Origin of the sequence: Paenibacillus sp. FSL H8-0261, assembly GCF_045040645.1 — a bacterium.
Lineage (GTDB): Bacteria > Bacillota > Bacilli > Paenibacillales > Paenibacillaceae > Paenibacillus_AQ.
In genome coordinates this window covers 1298163-1314633 of sequence record NZ_CP150297.1, presented here as the reverse complement: position 1 = coordinate 1314633, position 16471 = coordinate 1298163, and the positions used below count along the sequence as shown (strand labels likewise).

Below are 16471 nucleotides of genomic sequence, written 5' to 3'. Positions count from 1 at the left end.
ATTTACCCAAATCTGCTGAATATCAATAAATTACGGGACATCATCTCGGGAAATACTCCCCCTCAGTAAAAATATTCCACAATAACGCAACCTTAATCCTCCAAGCCGCATCTTATTAGTAAAGGGAGGGGAGCTTCATCTGAATATTATAGAGAGAATCAAAGCAAAGGATGAGTCAGCTCTCCGCCTATTGATGGACGATTACGGCGATATGCTGCTCCGAACCGCTTGCTTACTGCTCAAAGATCGACAGAGTGCCGAAGAGGCGGTACAAGATACTTTTATTCAAGCCTATGCCAAAATGAATCAGTTGCAGGATCCGGAACGGTTAAAGGCTTGGCTCATTCGCATCGTAGTCAACCGCTGCCGCATGAAGCAACGGACTTGGAGCTGGCGTAATATTTTCCCCTCGGGTGGGTCAGAGCTACAAGCCAGCGATGATGCGGGCTTCACTGCCGGGGCAGAAGATCTTTTCATGGTGGAATGGCATAATGTTAGACTCGCCGAGTTCATCAGGAATCTCGATTATGTTTACCGTGAATGTCTGACGTTATATTACTTTCATGAGATGAGCATCCGTGAAATTTCCGAGCAATTGAATACACCGGAGAATACGATTAAATCCCGGTTAGTTAGAGGACGGACACTCTTAAAAAAGATGTTGGAGAAGGAGGGACATTTCTTATGAATACGGGGAACACGGAGAATACGAAACGCGGAGCTATCAAGCAACAGCTAGATGAAGAACTACAACCCATACACTTCGAAGGACATGAACGCGTCCTCAAGATGACCCACCCTCCAACCTTTGGAGCTCGTCTCTTGGCTTTCTGGAATAAAGAAATCGAGATCCCTTTGAAACCTATAGGCGCCATTGGTGCCATTATTCTAGTCGTATCATTGACTCTGCATCAACCAGAGGTTAAACATCAACCACAACAAAACGTCCAGCAGCATCCGAACCGTGAACTTATTGAGGCTGGAGGTAATACGTACTGGAAGGATATCTATGATCAGGCGGTGAAGAGACATGCGAATTAAGATCAAAATCAAACATCTAGTGTCATTCGTGCTACTCCCGGCCTCCCTGCTCATTCTTCTATTTAACTTTCTGCCCTCCTCAAAGGCACAAATGGAGGAAAGCCCAGCTATTCAATCTAACCTGGCCCGTACAGAACTTCTGAAAAAGCTAGAGTCTACAACTGGCAGTAAACGTATGGAGCTTATTCAAACAAATATCATCGATAAGGAGCATGGCTACGATCCCTATAGATACGACGTAAATATTGGCCCCTCTATGAGTCAGTGGAATCATGATGAACCGAGTATTTCCGACTTGCTGTCAGAAGATAAAATCGCGTTGCTAGAGGAATACATCCTTGATGGGCCAGCGAATAATACACGTATATTTGCGGTTAAGCTGCTTGCCTACGAATATGATGCTCTTGGTCGTAGGGACGACGGAGATCAAGCGCTAAACACCGCCGCGAAACAGTTAGACAGTAATTCTATCGTGGCAAAAGAACTTGCGCTGCTTCAAGCAGAACGTGCCCTGAATCGTGGGGATACAACAGCCGCTGAATCTATTCTTGAACAAACCACATTTCCATACGAGAATCAGAAAGATTTAGAAGCGCAAAAAGCATGGCTTACCGGGCGCCTGCTCTTCACGAAAGGCAAAGCGCAGGAAGCCCTTGCCGTAGTAACCAATGGCTTGGAGAGCTACAAAAAATACTGGCAGGATATTCATAAACAAATGAGTCTTGTCATTAGTAACTCTGATAAAGACACCGCAGACAGCGAAGCAGCGGGCTCATCATCAAGTTCAGCACCAACGATTGGCACTTCAGAAGCCGAAATGCAGCTTGAAGCGCTAATATCTGCCATTCAGTCAGCTGTAGATATGGGAAGTACCTCAACAGCTGTCGTATCTGGAACCCTAACCCGAAGCGATGGGACACCAATCTCGCGCGCAGGTATTTTTCTCCGTGCTGAAAGCGAGGTTAATCACAGCATCACAGCTGCTGAACCGTACCGAATCGTCACCGACGATGAAGGGCGTTTCGAATTCCACGGTGTGATTCCGGGCTTCTATCAATTGCAGCTTGGACTTAGCTATGATCAGATCGACGGATGGACTTGGCCTGTACAGTATGACGATTGGATTGAAGTTAAACCGGATGATAGGTTGAATGAGAGCATTGTTCTACAACCTCTGCTTGAGCTTCAGTCTCCTATTAATCAGGAGACGATAACGGGTCAGTCTGTAGATTTCCACTGGAAGGCTGTTGAAGGTGCGGCTTACTATCGTTTAAGCGGTGGGGTCTCAATGGTGGGGAGCTCCTTCAGTTCGCAGATTCGGGACCATATCACGGACAATCAAGTCTCTATTCCAGTAGATGAACTCTATTACAATAGTGGTTTCTCCTACGGCAGTGGCGGAGAGGGCTTTGAATCGATTGATCCTCTATCTTTTCTCGTGTTCATGAATCCTGAAGCACGCTTTTCTTGGAATATCGAAGCATTTGACGCGGATGGACATCTGCTTACCCGCAGTAATGGCTACAGATTGAACGAAGACACCGTTGGTAATCTGCCCTTCTTCTATCTCAAGGAACGAGAATTAACCACAGCCGATAGACTATTGCTAAATAAGAAACCTGATCAAGCCATAGAAATGTACCAAAAGAATGTTGCAGATGATCCAGAGGATGCTCATGCCCTGCACATGCTTGTGAAGCTGATGCTCGCTAAATCCTCCCTGACGAAGGATGACTCATTAGAAGATCAGGCAATTCCGCTACTCCAAAAGCTCATACAGTTGCATCCTTATTCTAATTATGCCTTCACGTTGTCACAGTACTATTTTGACCATGCGGACTGGAAATCATATAACGAGTATTATTCCCGCTACATTGAGCTGAGTCAAACTAAGGGGGATGACTATGACCGCTCGATTAATGCTACAGCTCTCATGCATCAAGGCAAGCTAGAAGAAGCACGCGAACAATTCGCTATGGCTCTAGAGCATGATAACAGCCATCGTTTTATTGGTAGCTATTTGGCGGCAGAATTATACGCTGGTGAGTCGCTCTCTTCTGTAATGACACTGGCTGAACATTACCCCGAACACAGCTTCGGTCATAATGGGTATCGTTGGCCGCAAATGCTTAAACAGCTCATAGCTGAACGAACGAAACAGCCTAACAACTTTGACCAAGAGCTGAAGGAAAAACTCGGATGGTATATGAATGGTCAGACAGATGTTTTGAAGCAATGGATTGATAGCACAAAATCCTCAGCACTGAAAACCTTTATACAGGCTGTTTTAGCGGTAAGCTAACTTAGCCTAACTCACTTATACAAACAAAAATCCGGTCCCGCTCGTTGAACACGAGCTTAGGACCGGATTTTTAATTACGCATGAATTTATTTACCTTTAGCTTCCATCATGTAATTCTGGAAGTCCGTAATGCTCGGGTTGGACATATAGTGACCACCCTCTACTTCAATCGTTTGACCAGTAATGAATTTAGATTCATCCGATGCCAGGAACAACACTGTGTTTCCGATATCATCCGCTTCTCCATGGTAAGGCAGAGCGTTGAACTTCTGGAAAATATCCAGCACAGCTGGCGGCATATTTCTTGCAGCTGCAGGTGTTAAGATCAGGCCCGGAGCCACTCCGTTGCAACGAATCTTATCTTTACCATATTGTGTGGCGATGTAACGAGTTAGGTTCACAACAGCTGCCTTAGAGGAGCCATAAGCCGTGCGCAATGAGTCTCCAGCAAATGCTGACATGGAAGCTGTGTTAATGATCGAACCCCCGCCCGCTTTAATCATATGTGGAATGGCAAACCGACTGCCTAACAGAACACTTTTGGTGTTCACATTCATCAAGCGATCCCATTCTTCCAAATCTATGTTGACGACATCTAGGTCTTTTTGCAGATTAGTTAGACCTACATTGTTAAATAAGACTGTAATCGTGCCATACTGAGCGACTGTGAAATCAACAGCTTCCTTGATCGAATCCGCTTGGGATGCATCCAGGAAAAGACCTTCCGCCTCTCCACCCTCACTTTTAATCTTAGCCGCTGCTTCTTTGGCAGCCTCTACATTAAAATCGGCGATGACAACTTTGGCTCCTTCTCTAGCCATTAAAGTAGCGGCTGATAAGCCAATACCTGAAGCGCCTCCAGTTACTAATGCAACCTTACCTTGAACTCTTCCCATATTCATACCCCTTTATAATGTGATTAAGATTCTTAGATGACTTCATTTATGTTTCAGAGCTATCAAAGCTCGTTAACAACTTTTCATAGATTTTCAAGAATTGCTGCAGTTCTTCTTCATCGAGCTTCTGAAACATTTCAGCTCGGAGCTCCTGCCCTTTTAGCTGTGCTTCCTTCAGTACATCTCTGCCTTTGTCCGTGATAGACAGCAGTACATTTCGGCGATCATCCTCGTTATACTTGCGCTCGGCCATTTCCTGCTTAATTAAGCGATTGGCAATATTCGTCATCGCCCCCGGCGTATAACCTAGCTTCTTAGCCAAAGTAGTTTGCTTCTGGGGACCCTTTTTATTCAATTCTCCCAAGACGAGAACAGGAGATATCCCAATATTGTGGTCAAAAGCATTCATCCATCGAACAATAATTTCATTCGTGAATAATTCAACTGCATGTATGAGTCTAAAAATATCTGGGTTTTCCAAGACATCCTCCTTAGATATTCATAATTATTGGCTGCTTCGAGATATATTTTAACACTAAAATATTTAATAGTAAATTGTTTAATAGTAAATTGTTTAATAGTAAAATACTTAATATTAAAAAAAGAATGCTTATAAAAGCATCCTTTAGATTGCGGATTTATCAACAACATAAGTACCAGCCATCATATCGTGAAGCGCCCGTTTACGGGGAGTAAATGCGACAAATAGATAATCCACAAGCATGATGAGGCCAAGTATTTTACTGAGGTCAGTAGCTAAAGGTGCCCATAAATTAAGAGTGGTGGAAATCACAGTGAGATCGTAGAGGCTTACGCCAACAATCATTGAAAAAATCGTACTAATGATTCGGAAAATATTTCGAATTAGAGCTTCCTTCAACGTTGGGATATTCCCTTGCTGATTGACAATTTTCATCTTTAAAACCAGCTTCCCAGGCGTTCCGCCAAATCTAACGATCATAAAAACATCAAAAACGACGAAGAAAATATACTCAAGGATGATGGGAATCTCCGAATGCAAGGATATAGCTAATGAATTGAATATCCAGTATACAATAACCGCAGGTATCAGAATGATAAGGAGATCAAGAATAGTAGCGAGAACTCTATTCCAAAAGCCTATGAAATCCTCCTGTTCCAAACGTTCAACTTTATAATTATCCATTTTAGGGCCTCACTCTCTATGCTTACTTTATTCATTCATCCTGATTATCCGCTCTTCAATAGTGGTTTCCAGTTCCTTATTATTCTTTAAAATCACCCGTCTATCAGAAAAATTATTCGTTAATTCAATTATTCTATGTATCGCTTCCTGATCATATCCCCGATTCCATTCAAAAATCATCACATACAGATTCTTAAACGATTGCTTATAATTCGCTTGCTCGAATCCAAGTCTTGTCTTTATAAACCTTGTAATGACTCTCAAATCCCTGAATACTCGATTAGGTCTCAGAATAACGATTAAATCTGCTTTTCCAAAGCTCTCTTGCCCCCACTTATAATGTACGCCTTCCAGGATCCATGACGGTTTATCAAGGATCTCCTTCAATTGCGCATCCCTTTCTTCAACAGAATAACGGAGGTTTTCGCCATTTCTATCCCATACCAAATTATCTGTTTCGTAATAATCCACACCATACTTTTTGGACAACTCTCTAGCGATATAGGATTTGCCACTTCCACAGGCCCCGATGATTCTAATCCTCATAGGCTTAGCCGCACGATCGGCAGGATGATAAGTCCAAGCGATATAACAGTTGTGATTCTCGTAGTGAGGATCGTTAGCTTTTGATTTTTCTGCGATTTGTACCAACCTTTAAACTGAAAATGATTCCGATACAGCATAAAAAATATCAATAAATTCCCGAGCGCCATACTCCAGTTATACACAGGCTGACCAAATATAGATTGATATATAAATCTCTCTACCCCGCCTAAAATAAACAAGGTCAACACAAGCAATACACACATTCGAAGTAATTCCAATATAAAAGAGCCGAATTTTGTCATTTCTACAGCCTTCCCTTCAAGATTTTCTATTCGCAAAACATCCATATTCATCCAATTATACACTTTGACCATGATGACTCCTATCGGAATATTCGAAAAACAACCCAGCCCAAGATACATTCTATCCTGAGCTAGGTTGTGTCGGTTCTTCCCTATGAGTGTATAGTTTTTTCCTTACCCTCTATTTCCTGAATCTGCGCCCTCAGATTAACGATTTCCGCCATTAACGCTTCATTCTCCTCCTCTGTATCCCTAATTCCGCTCTGGATCAATTGATTCAGACGCAGCTGCAGAAGAACGAGATCGTCCTCAAGGGCCTGTTCTTTACGGGTAAGCACTCGACTCCTGTCTTTTGAGATGTATTCCTCGTAGGAGCCTTGAAAAAACTTCGGTGCCTGCGCCTGTTCTAGTATTACCAAACGATTAGCTACTTTAGAGTGAAGAAACCGGTCATGTGAGACCATCACAATTCCTCCCGGATATACCCTTAGTGCTTCTTCTACACGCTCCCTAGTGTCAATGTCCAGATAATTGGTGGGTTCATCCAGTACTAATAGGTTAGCTTTTCCAAAGTACAGTTTAAGGAAAGCTACACGACATTTCTCCCCCAGACTTAAATCACCAATTCGTTTAAAGACATCCTCCCGCGAAAATAAAAAGCAGCCCAGAATCGTTCGTGCCTCCGTTTGGGTCATACCTGGCAGTTCAAGCAAACTATCCAAAATGGTGGACGACACCGCTAGATTATCGAGCTCTTGCGCAAAATAACCAACCTTCGTACGCGGATGCAGCCGCACTTCACCTTTGCTAGGTTGATGAATACCAGCAATCAGCTTCAGCAAAGAAGACTTACCGACACCATTAGGACCCAGAATAGCGAGACGATCTCCTCGATTCAATGACAAACTGAAATTTTTCAGTACAGGCGCACTACCCTTATATGCAAAATCAATCTCACGGAGTGACAGCAAAGTGTCCGCCATAAACCCTTCACTTTCAAGCTTCATCTTCAGCTTACTTGTCTCGCGTGGTAATTCTACACGGTTCTTATTCAAGCGTTCGAGTGCCGCTTCCTTCGCATGAAGACGAGATACGTTCTTCTTTGATTTCGCACGCAGGAAATCATGCTGTCCGGCAGCACGGTGTGCCTGTTGGAACCATTCGGAATACCTTCTGATGCTCTCCAGCAGCTTCTCCTTTTCCTGTTCCTGCTTCTTATATTGTCCCTCTAGCGTTCGCGCCTCTACCTCCTTCTGCTCCCGATACTGCGTATATCCACCCGAATACCGGCGACACCCCTCTGGACTAAGCTCCAGCAACGCCGTCGCCGTTCGATCGATGAACGTACGATCATGCGAAACATAAAGCACAGTTCCGGGATAGGTATGGACCCATTGTTCCAACCACTCCATCGTTTCTCTATCTAAGTGATTCGTCGGCTCATCTAGAATCAACAGCTTCGGCTGCTGGGCTAACAATGCTGCCAATTGAACACGTGTCTTTTGCCCACCGCTTAGCGATGAGTACGGCACATTCCAAACCGAACGCTCAAGTTTGAGCTGCTTCAAGCATTTTTCCGCTTTAGCCTCCCAGTCATATCCACCAAGCTGCAAGTATTGATCGTACACTTCGGCGTATTCAGCCAATCCCGCTTCACTCTCGTCGTTCTGCTCCTGCAACCTCTGACTGAGAATTTCAAGCCTGCGCTTCAATTGGGGGAGCTCTGGCGATCCGGCGATTACGTAATCCAAGGCGGTCACTTCTTCGGATACTTCTAGCTGCTGATCCAGCACACCCCATTCCTCACGTGGCAAACCATGATAGATACTTCCCTCCTCAAAGAGGAGGCGACCGATCAGCCCCTTAAGTAATGTGGTTTTGCCGACTCCATTACGACCGAACAAGAGCACACGCTCTCCTTCTGATATCTCAAAGGACACCTTCTCGAATAACAGGGTCCCGTTCCATTCTTTACGTAAATTTTTTGTTTTTATTAGGGTCATATTCCATTCCTCCGATTATATTGCAAATAAAAAACCGCAGCCAGCGGTCTGCGGTCAAATAGCGTATGATGGGGGAATGCGCCATAACATGAATAGACTAAGGCCATGATCACCTGCTGCAGGCAGAGTAAATCAAACAATAGATAGATCTATTCATATAAAAGCAACGTAAGGTTCCCGACCGACACACGTATCCCTGACCGTTATCACCCTGAACGGGTGATCCGTGACTTGTGCATATGCACTTCACAAGCTCTATGGTCTTCTTCTAGGAAACGTGTTAGTTATTCATTAGTCGGTGGTCCTCCGTCATTGTCCGAATTGGTTTGAATGAATATAGTATATACCCATTTAAGCCAGAATTAAAAGTTCAAGAATAGTTATAAAATAATCTTTACCGACTGAGACTGTGAACTCCATTGCACCTGAATACCAAATAATTCGGGCAAGATGCTCAGCGGAATCATCAATCGACCATTTTCATTACGGGACGCTGGTATCGTAAGCGTCTTTCCATTTACAACAGCCTGATCGGATAAAGGCTGATGTGCCACCGTACGATTTCCTATCGTAATTAGCAGTGCACCTGTTCCAGCTTTGCTCTGTAAAGTTCCACCTAACAAGGCTACAGATTCTCTCAGCGGAACAAATACACGGGAGTTATCCATTAAAAAAGGATCTTTTAGCTTTGTCGTGACTCCATCCAGCTCAAAAGCTCCAGCAAACATCTTACTTCCTACGGAATACCCATTTTTAGTCGCAATACTCTCCATAGCCAGTGTGCTTGTTGTAATAATGACCCTTGTATTTTTAGCTATTTTTGGGTACAGCCAGTGGATGTCATCATTATGCATTCGAATACATCCGGCGCTGACATACTTTCCTATGGAGGACTCATTATTATTGCCGTGAATCGCATATGTGGTACCATAAGTTCCGTTCACTTCTAGCCCTAGCCAGCGGTCGCCAAGTGGATTGGCCGGATCACCCCCGGGTATTTTCTCTTTGTAATAGGGTCTGTTCTTTACTTTAACTACCATTTTGAAGCTGCCTTCAGGCGTCAGTTCCTTTGATTTTCCTGTTGCGACTGGAAAAGTCTTCACAAGCTTGCCATCACTGAAATACGCGAGTTTGTTTGTCTTTTTGTTCACGATAATCAGATCGGATCCAGCAGCAGCTTCCGCCTTTCCCACACCTGTAAAACATGCAGCGAACAGAAGTCCAAATACAAGCATCAGCTTCATGTTCCGCTGTAATAATGATTCAAACCGGCCACCCGAAACGAAAAATCCCAATTTTCTCCACCTCCATATATAAAGACGAAATCATTTCAATTTTGTTGCATACCAACCTGTACCTATTCTTTTCAACTCGTCCCCCACATTTGACGCAGAGATTGCAATACTGTAACCAAGTGAACGCACATTAAAAAAGCCGACCTTTGGATAACCAAAGATCAGCTCTATATTTTATATGCTCAGTATTTCATGATTAGACAACTAATGTTTCTTACCTGAACCAAATGCAATCACGTATCCATCCGGATCTTTAATCGCAAAATCCTTCCAGCTCCCCCAGTCTGCTTCCTGAAGATCAGGCTCTTGAACAAATTCTGCTCCTTTACCCTTTAGCTCTTCATATAGCTCGTCAAGCTCAGAATGAGTCTCCACATAAGCATAGGTGTCCCACGGAGTGATCTGACCTTGTCCGGCTATATTTGGTTGTACATCTTCCGTACGAGCTGCTTGAATTAGCTTAAATCCCAGTGCAAATTCATCGCGTACCGCCCACCAATCATTCACTTCACAGCTTAACACTGTAGCGTAAAATTCCTTGGACCGCTCCAGATTGGATACCAGCCTTACTTGAACCGAAAACTGTACCTTACTCACTGTGGATCATCCTCCGATTGTCATATTTGACTTGATCAACATTTGCAAATTTAATATTCCAATTTTATAATATCATCCAATATACGGAAATTAAATCGAAATCTGCTGACAAGTTTATCGAAGAATGGAATCAATAATGACGGTAAGCTAGTGATCTTTCCTTTTATTCAGAAGGTTTCGAACAGCCTGCAAGCGAAGAGGATCTATCGGCTTTAGCGCATCTCCATCTTCTCTAACGGCTGAACCGAAATGCACTCGTCGCACACCCGTTTGTTTTATAAAATCACTTAACCCGTCTGCCGTTAACCCACTGCCAGCAAGAATAGATATAGATTGCTCCGAGGTAAGCTGCTCCAGTGCAGCAAGACGTTCCGCACCTTTAGGGGCTGTATTCTCGGCTCCTGATGTTAGAATGTCAGTAATTTGAGGATAACGCATCAATATTTCTAACGCCTCAAATTGATCCCTCACTTCATCAAAAGCACGATGGAATGTCACCTCCAAACCTTTTGCAGTATGAAGCAGCCTTTGAAGTGACTCTTCGTCAATTGTTCCATCAGGGCGTAACATACCCATTACGACAGATAACCCGCCGATAGATACGATATGCTGAATATCCTGCTCCATGGTTTCTATGTCATCCTTATCATAAGAAAAGGATCTGGCATGGGGTCTAACCATTACCCTGACCGGGATAGAGACAGCATTGCGCACTTTTTCAATAAGTCCCAGACTGGGCGTCAATCCCCCTTCACTGATCCCAGTGATCAATTCAATTCGATCAGCTCCATAACGCTCGGCCATTACTGCATCACTTAATGTTGTAGCAATAACTTCTAGTAACATTGTTGTCTCTCCTTTATTCATCTTAGAACCTTGCTTTCTGCTATTTTCTTCATCCGCACATTATCCTAACCCACATCCACATAAACACGCAAAAAAAGATCTTGATCCTCTACAAACACTAGAGAATCAAGACCTTTCGTTCTTAAACTATTCTTACGCCCACCACATACCTTGTGGTTGATCGCGAATAAGAATGGATTGCAAATTGGTTACTGCACGTTGGAAGCCTTCGTCTACCGTCATAAGAGGGTCTTCATGCTCGATGCTGACCACATAATCATAACCGTAAGTACGCAGTGCACTCATGATATCTGACCATTCAGATATGCTGTGTCCACAGCCAACGGAGCGGAAGGTCCATGCACGGGTCTGTACATCGCCGTAAGGCTGCATATCCGTCAGACCATACATATTAATATTGTCCTGATCCAGGTACGTATCCTTGGCATGGAAGTGATGGATCGCACCAGCTTTACCAAGAATCTTGATCGCGCCTACAGGATCGATGCCTTGCCACCACAGATGGCTCGGGTCTAGATTCGCGCCGATCGCATCACAGGTTGCTTCTCTAAGCTTCAGAATCGTGTAAGGAGTATGGCAGAGGAATCCGCCATGAAGCTCGATACCGATCTTAACGCCATGCTCCTCAGCAAGCTTACCAATTTCCTTCCAGTAAGGGATCAGTTTATGCTCCCACTGCCAGGTTTTGATGTCGCTGTACACGGTAGGCCAAGGAGTAACTGGCCAGTTCGGTGCTTTTGCATCGTCGCTGTCTCCCGCGGTTCCCGAGAAAGTGTTCACTACCTTAACGCCCATTAGCGAAGCTAGCTTGATCGACTTACGCAGAATTTCGTCGCCTTCACGAGCTTCTTCTTTATCCGGCGAAATCGGGTTATTATGGCAACTGAATGCACTGATCATAATGCCACGTTTCGTGAACTTCTCCAGATATTCCTTACGTGCTGATTCGCTGGCAAGCAGCTCATCTGTTGGACAGTGGGCATTTCCGGGATTGCCTCCTGAACCGATCTCTACCGCATTCAAACCAGCAGCAGCGATTTTATCAAGCATCTCATCGAGAGTCAAACTTCCAAATACAGGATCAAATACGCCTAATTTCATTTATAATACCACCTTTTCTTTGATTGGCTCCAAAGCTTCAGAATGTCCGTAAACTGGATAATCACGCTTCGTTGGTGCACACCAGTTCACACCATTGATGATCACTCTTTGGATTTCTTTGTTGTAATAGGTTGGATAAGATTCATGACCAGGTTGGAAATAAAAGATCTTCCCGTTCCCACGGCGATAGGTCGATCCGCTTGGGAACACATTGCCGCCTTCAAACCAGCCGACAAAAATTAGACTCTCTGGTGCTGGCACATCAAAGTGTGCTCCGTACATTTCCTCTTGCTCCAAATCGATATATTCGCCAATGCCCTCAGCAATCGGGTGACTTGGGTCCATGACCCAAAGACGCTCCTTCTCCCCTGCTTCACGCCACTTTAGATCACAGCTGGTGCCCATTAACTTCATGAATATTTTGGACATATGACCCGAATGAAGAACCACTAGCCCCATGCCTTGAAGCACTCTTTGGTGAACACGATTTACAATCTCATCACTAACTTCTTGATGGGCAACATGTCCCCACCAAATCAGTACATCTGTGTTATCCAGCACATCTTGTGTCAGTCCATGCTCCGGTTCATCCAGCGTAGCTGTCTGAGCGTCCAGTCCAGCTTCCTGAAGGAAGCTTGCCAATTGTCCGTGAATCCCTTGCGGATAGACCTTGAGAATTCTCTCTTCCTGCCGTTCATGGCGGAATTCATTCCATACCGTTACTCTGGTCACTTTGGACACACTCCTAGTTCATAGTTATCTATGTCGTTAAACTTGACTGTTTATTCAAGAAGAAACGCCGTTGTCATCCTTAGAAGATGACAAACGTTTCTCGTAGAAAAGTAAGGATTAAGTATAACGTGGAACTTATACTTTCTTACTTTTCAAAAAATACAGGCATGCCAGTCTCAGAGGATTTATAAATAGCCTCCAAGATGCGGGTAACAACGAGTGCCTGCTCTGGCTTCACTACAGGCTCGGTGTCATTGACGATGCTTTCGATCCACTGAGTAGCCTCCGTTAATGCAGGATCATCTCCCGCGCCATCATAAAAGTCAACGCCACCGGCTTCCAGGCTGATATGCTTCTCGAATGTCTTGCCGTATTCTTCTCCGTTAATGCGCAGACCGTTCTCCATATCCGCTCCACCTTCAGTACCGCAAAGCACAGTTTTAGCTTCACCAACATCAAGGGTATTCAGCGCCCAGCTTGCTTCGAGAACGATGCTAGCTCCATTCTCCATAGTAATGAATCCAATTGCGGAATCCTCAACTGTAAATTTCTCTGGATCCCACGGGCCCCAAGCGTTCGCAGCGTTTTTACGACCGGACAGCTTATGATAAGCGTTACCGACAACATATTTTGGTTTGTAGTTATCCATCATCCAAAGAGTCAAATCAAGGGCATGAGTACCGATATCAATCAATGGACCTCCGCCTTGCGCTTCCTCGTCCAGAAACACGCCCCACGTTGGAACTGCACGACGACGGATCGCTTTAGCTTTAGCATAATAAATCTCTCCAAGACCATCATTCTCGCATACCGTATGCAGATAAGCTGAATCTGGTCTGAAACGGTTTTGGTAACCGATGGTCAGCTTCTTCCCAGTTCGTTTTGAAGCATCGATCATTGCTTGCGCTTCTGCTGTGGTCTTAGCCATCGGCTTTTCACACATTACATGCTTGCCTGCCTCCATTGCCGCAATGGAAATCTCTGCATGGGAAATGTTTGGTGTACATACATGAATTACATCTATACTTGCATCTTTAAGAAGCTCTTTATAATCTGTGTAAACCACGGAGCCCTCATCCCCAAACTCCGCTTTTGCCTTCTCAGCACGCTCTGGAACGATATCGCAAAAAGCAACCATTCGAGCACCTTCCACTTTTGATAGCGCTGGCATATGTTTGCCGTTTGCAATGCCTCCGCAGCCGATAATTCCTACTGTTAATGTCATTTTTATTCTAACCTCCACTTGTTCCTGTTTTGATATCTCTATCATACAAAGCCCGGGGGCGTCTTTCTTCCTGCATTCTTGCTGTATTATTCCCGAATATTGTCTTATGGTATTTTAGGGGGGATATCCCCGTGGCATCTTTGAAAAAATGATGGAATGTCTTCACGCTGCCAAACCCGGCGGCTTCCGCCACCGCAGACATCGGCAAATCTTCATTGATTAAGATCCATTTAGCTTTGTTAAGCCGATATTCGTTTAAGAAAGCTATAAAGGTCATACCAGTATTCTTCTTGAATAGCTTGGTAAAATAATACGGACTAAAGCCCATATAGCTAGCTACCTCATTCAGCGTAATGGCTTCCTGGTAATGCTGCTCTACATAGATAAAAATCCGCTCTAATCTTTCCAGTGTTTCTCTGGACTGGTTCAGCGTATCTTCCGAGAACTTAGGCTGTTTATTGAGTGCACTCTTAGGCACTTCCCGTAAAATAACGGTCAATAGTTCAAACAATCTAGCTTTGATTAAGTAAGCGTACCCATCTCTTCGCTGCACGTCTTCCTCATAAATACTCTCAATCAGCCCTTTGATCTTCACGGCGGTTGCTTCGGGCCATTTTGAACTAGAATGCTCCATAAGCGTAAAAACCTCACGAAGCGAATAATCATTTCCGCTCAAAGCTGCGACTTCCTGAAACAGGTTAAGATCGAATTGAATTACTACCCGTTCGCTTTCAGGTGAAGCGAGAAAATAATGAACATCCCCACCGTTGATAAATTGAACCTCACCCTGCTCCATGTGAATAGGGGTATCATTTATTCCCAGATTTAGACTTCCTTTAGTTACATATATAATTTCAATTTCTTTATGCCAATGCGGATAGCACAGCGTATCTCCTCCACATAGTAAACTTCTAAAAGGAAAATGCTTATCCACATCTGGAATTTCGAGATAAATATTCATAAGCGCAGCTCCTTATCCGATTAAACACTAAACCAACGATAAACAATCAATCCGATTTCACGTAAGCGTTTACTGTCTAAATGTTAGTCCTCTAATATTCTTTTGTCAATTCTGGATCTCTGTATTCTTAATATCCTGCTCCAACTACATTTCTCCCTCTTATACACCACTTTAACAGAGATTTTCTGGTAATTTAATCGGTTTCATTCTATTAAAAAATAATTACCTTTCATGGTTCCTATCATTCACATATTTTTTAAGTGGAGTTGACAAGCATACCTGCCAGGATTTATATTCAGGGTAAGCGTTTACGTAATACTTTTTAAGGAATTTGATTTTCGAAGCGTAAACGTTTAATCTAAGGCTAACCGTAATCTAAGGAGTCGTATGAATGAACCCAACAATTAAAGATGTTGCACAAAAAGCGAACGTTTCCATTGCAACAGTCTCTCGCGTGCTAAACAATTTAAGTGGGTACTCCGACAAGACGAAACAAAAGGTAAATGAAGCTATCAAAGATCTCGGCTATCAACCTAACGCGATTGCTCGTGGCCTAATCAATAAGCGTACGCAGACGATTGGTGTAATGTTTCCAAGTGTTTCTGGAGCGTTCTCCTCCGATCTGCTTAAAGGCATTGAGGAATTGGCCAATGACCGCAATTACAGTGTAATGGTCTGTAATACCGACCAGGATGGTAAACGAACGTTAAAGTACTTACAACTCTTAAGGGAGAAGCAGGTCGATGGCATTATTTACTCTAGTGAGGTCTTGAAGAAAGAGTATTACGATGTGCTAGAAACCATGAAGATCCCAGTTGTGTTGGTTTCTTCTCAAACGGAATTTGCCAGTGTACCTTACGTGAAAGTAGACGATTACCAGGCTGCTTATGATGCTACCCTCTACTTAATTTCCAAAGGTCATAGCAAAATAGCCATGATCAGCGGAAATCCAAGCGACGCTATCGCTGGTGCACCCAGAGCCGAGGGATATCGTAAAGCGCTTGAAGCGAGTGGGATTCCTTTCGACAGCCGCTATCTCACCTTTGGAGACTTTCTGTATGAAAGCGGGAGCATTGCAATGGAAGCTCTCTTGGAGCAAGCCCCTGATGTCACTGCCGTCTTTGCCGCTAGTGATGAAATGGCGATTGGTGCTCTTTCCACGGTCATCAAATATGGTTTAAGTGTTCCCGACGATATATCCATTATGGGTTATGACGATCTTGGAATGGCGAAAATGATTATTCCTCCGTTAACTACAGTGCGTCAACCACTGTACGATATTGGTAAGATCGCCGTGGAGAAGCTTATTCAGATGATTGAAACAGGCGAGACTGTGGATAGCAAAATTGTCGATCACTTAATCGTGGAAAGACAAACGGTAAGATCACTTACCTGAGTCTTTTTACCCCTTTTACGTAAACGTTTACTCTCTCTATTG

At 43.9% G+C, this 16471-nt stretch carries 17 protein-coding genes; 4 read left to right on the top strand and 13 right to left on the bottom strand.

Translation table 11 applies throughout. From position 1 onward, the window contains the following. The first annotated feature begins 193 nt into the window (after positions 1-193). From MHI27_RS05715 to MHI27_RS05705, 3 genes are read left to right on the top strand one after another with little or no spacing between them, the layout of a single operon-like run. The gene (locus tag MHI27_RS05715; RefSeq protein ID WP_405176694.1) at positions 194-688 is read left to right on the top strand and encodes a sigma-70 family RNA polymerase sigma factor; all 495 of its coding nucleotides are present in this window, start codon (positions 194-196) and stop codon (positions 686-688) included. Then, entirely contained in the window at positions 685-1041 is a 357-nt protein-coding gene (locus MHI27_RS05710) for a hypothetical protein (protein WP_076301074.1), read from the top strand. The genes MHI27_RS05715 and MHI27_RS05710 overlap by 4 nt, the downstream gene beginning before the upstream one ends. Further along, positions 1031-3343: a hypothetical protein gene (locus MHI27_RS05705; protein ID WP_405175793.1), complete on the top strand. Its 2313-nt coding sequence runs from the start codon at positions 1031-1033 to the stop codon at positions 3341-3343. Before MHI27_RS05710 ends, MHI27_RS05705 begins: the two co-directional genes overlap by 11 nt. A gap of 86 nt (positions 3344-3429) precedes the next feature. Here MHI27_RS05705 and MHI27_RS05700 read toward each other — a convergent pair whose 3' ends face one another. From MHI27_RS05700 to MHI27_RS05640, 13 genes are all read right to left on the bottom strand, one after another. Then, positions 3430-4239: an SDR family NAD(P)-dependent oxidoreductase gene (locus MHI27_RS05700; protein WP_042185448.1), complete on the bottom strand. Its 810-nt coding sequence runs from the start codon at positions 4237-4239 to the stop codon at positions 3430-3432. A gap of 46 nt (positions 4240-4285) precedes the next feature. Continuing rightward, a complete protein-coding gene (locus MHI27_RS05695) occupies positions 4286-4720 on the bottom strand; it encodes a MarR family winged helix-turn-helix transcriptional regulator (protein WP_042185446.1) in 435 nt (144 codons plus the stop codon). Positions 4721-4864: 144 nt separating this feature from the next. After that, positions 4865-5404, bottom strand: coding sequence for an RDD family protein (locus MHI27_RS05690; RefSeq protein ID WP_405175792.1), 540 nt, complete (start codon positions 5402-5404; stop codon positions 4865-4867). Positions 5405-5431: 27 nt separating this feature from the next. Then, positions 5432-5950, bottom strand: coding sequence for a hypothetical protein (locus MHI27_RS05685; protein ID WP_405175791.1), 519 nt, complete (start codon positions 5948-5950; stop codon positions 5432-5434). Continuing rightward, positions 5947-6324 carry a hypothetical protein gene (locus tag MHI27_RS05680; protein ID WP_081383091.1) on the bottom strand — a complete coding sequence of 126 codons (378 nt, stop codon included), beginning with the start codon at positions 6322-6324 and terminating at the stop codon, positions 5947-5949. The genes MHI27_RS05685 and MHI27_RS05680 overlap by 4 nt, the downstream gene beginning before the upstream one ends. Positions 6325-6404: 80 nt before the next feature. Then, on the bottom strand, positions 6405-8255 hold the full coding sequence (gene abc-f, locus MHI27_RS05675; protein WP_405175790.1) for a ribosomal protection-like ABC-F family protein: 1851 nt from the start codon (positions 8253-8255) through the stop codon (positions 6405-6407). A gap of 380 nt (positions 8256-8635) precedes the next feature. Continuing rightward, positions 8636-9550, bottom strand: coding sequence for a L,D-transpeptidase family protein (locus MHI27_RS05670; protein WP_256716435.1), 915 nt, complete (start codon positions 9548-9550; stop codon positions 8636-8638). Between the two features lie 204 nt (positions 9551-9754). Next, the gene (locus tag MHI27_RS05665; protein WP_339245508.1) at positions 9755-10147 is read right to left on the bottom strand and encodes a VOC family protein; all 393 of its coding nucleotides are present in this window, start codon (positions 10145-10147) and stop codon (positions 9755-9757) included. Between the two features lie 147 nt (positions 10148-10294). Next, on the bottom strand, positions 10295-10993 hold the full coding sequence (locus tag MHI27_RS05660) for a copper homeostasis protein CutC (protein WP_042185438.1): 699 nt from the start codon (positions 10991-10993) through the stop codon (positions 10295-10297). Positions 10994-11146: 153 nt separating this feature from the next. Further along, on the bottom strand, positions 11147-12115 hold the full coding sequence (locus MHI27_RS05655) for a sugar phosphate isomerase/epimerase (protein ID WP_042185436.1): 969 nt from the start codon (positions 12113-12115) through the stop codon (positions 11147-11149). Continuing rightward, positions 12116-12847: a ThuA domain-containing protein gene (locus MHI27_RS05650; RefSeq protein WP_076284004.1), complete on the bottom strand. Its 732-nt coding sequence runs from the start codon at positions 12845-12847 to the stop codon at positions 12116-12118. Between the two features lie 145 nt (positions 12848-12992). Continuing rightward, entirely contained in the window at positions 12993-14072 is a 1080-nt protein-coding gene (locus MHI27_RS05645; protein WP_042185435.1) for a Gfo/Idh/MocA family protein, read from the bottom strand. Positions 14073-14079: 7 nt separating this feature from the next. Next, on the bottom strand, positions 14080-15033 hold the full coding sequence (locus tag MHI27_RS05640; protein ID WP_076284002.1) for an AraC family transcriptional regulator: 954 nt from the start codon (positions 15031-15033) through the stop codon (positions 14080-14082). 391 nt (positions 15034-15424) lie between these two features. On the opposite strand from MHI27_RS05640, the gene MHI27_RS05635 reads away from it, so the two are divergent. Further along, positions 15425-16429: a LacI family DNA-binding transcriptional regulator gene (locus tag MHI27_RS05635; RefSeq protein ID WP_042185431.1), complete on the top strand. Its 1005-nt coding sequence runs from the start codon at positions 15425-15427 to the stop codon at positions 16427-16429. Positions 16430-16471: the final 42 nt, after the last annotated feature.

What these genes read in the sequence shown, in the direction of transcription:
- MHI27_RS05680 (WP_081383091.1), bottom strand. Translation starts at nt 6,324, where the DNA reads ATGGTCAAAGTGTATAATTGGATGAATATGGATGTTTTGCGAATAGAA.
- MHI27_RS05705 (WP_405175793.1), top strand. Translation starts at nt 1,031, where the DNA reads ATGCGAATTAAGATCAAAATCAAACATCTAGTGTCATTCGTGCTACTC.
- MHI27_RS05655 (WP_042185436.1), bottom strand. Translation starts at nt 12,115, where the DNA reads ATGAAATTAGGCGTATTTGATCCTGTATTTGGAAGTTTGACTCTCGAT.
- MHI27_RS05645 (WP_042185435.1), bottom strand. Translation starts at nt 14,072, where the DNA reads ATGACATTAACAGTAGGAATTATCGGCTGCGGAGGCATTGCAAACGGC.
- MHI27_RS05690 (WP_405175792.1), bottom strand. Translation starts at nt 5,404, where the DNA reads ATGGATAATTATAAAGTTGAACGTTTGGAACAGGAGGATTTCATAGGC.
- MHI27_RS05685 (WP_405175791.1), bottom strand. Translation starts at nt 5,950, where the DNA reads ATGAGGATTAGAATCATCGGGGCCTGTGGAAGTGGCAAATCCTATATC.
- MHI27_RS05660 (WP_042185438.1), bottom strand. Translation starts at nt 10,993, where the DNA reads ATGTTACTAGAAGTTATTGCTACAACATTAAGTGATGCAGTAATGGCC.
- MHI27_RS05715 (WP_405176694.1), top strand. Translation starts at nt 194, where the DNA reads ATGGACGATTACGGCGATATGCTGCTCCGAACCGCTTGCTTACTGCTC.
- MHI27_RS05700 (WP_042185448.1), bottom strand. Translation starts at nt 4,239, where the DNA reads ATGGGAAGAGTTCAAGGTAAGGTTGCATTAGTAACTGGAGGCGCTTCA.
- MHI27_RS05635 (WP_042185431.1), top strand. Translation starts at nt 15,425, where the DNA reads ATGAACCCAACAATTAAAGATGTTGCACAAAAAGCGAACGTTTCCATT.
- MHI27_RS05640 (WP_076284002.1), bottom strand. Translation starts at nt 15,033, where the DNA reads ATGAATATTTATCTCGAAATTCCAGATGTGGATAAGCATTTTCCTTTT.
- MHI27_RS05710 (WP_076301074.1), top strand. Translation starts at nt 685, where the DNA reads ATGAATACGGGGAACACGGAGAATACGAAACGCGGAGCTATCAAGCAA.
- abc-f (WP_405175790.1), bottom strand. Translation starts at nt 8,255, where the DNA reads ATGACCCTAATAAAAACAAAAAATTTACGTAAAGAATGGAACGGGACC.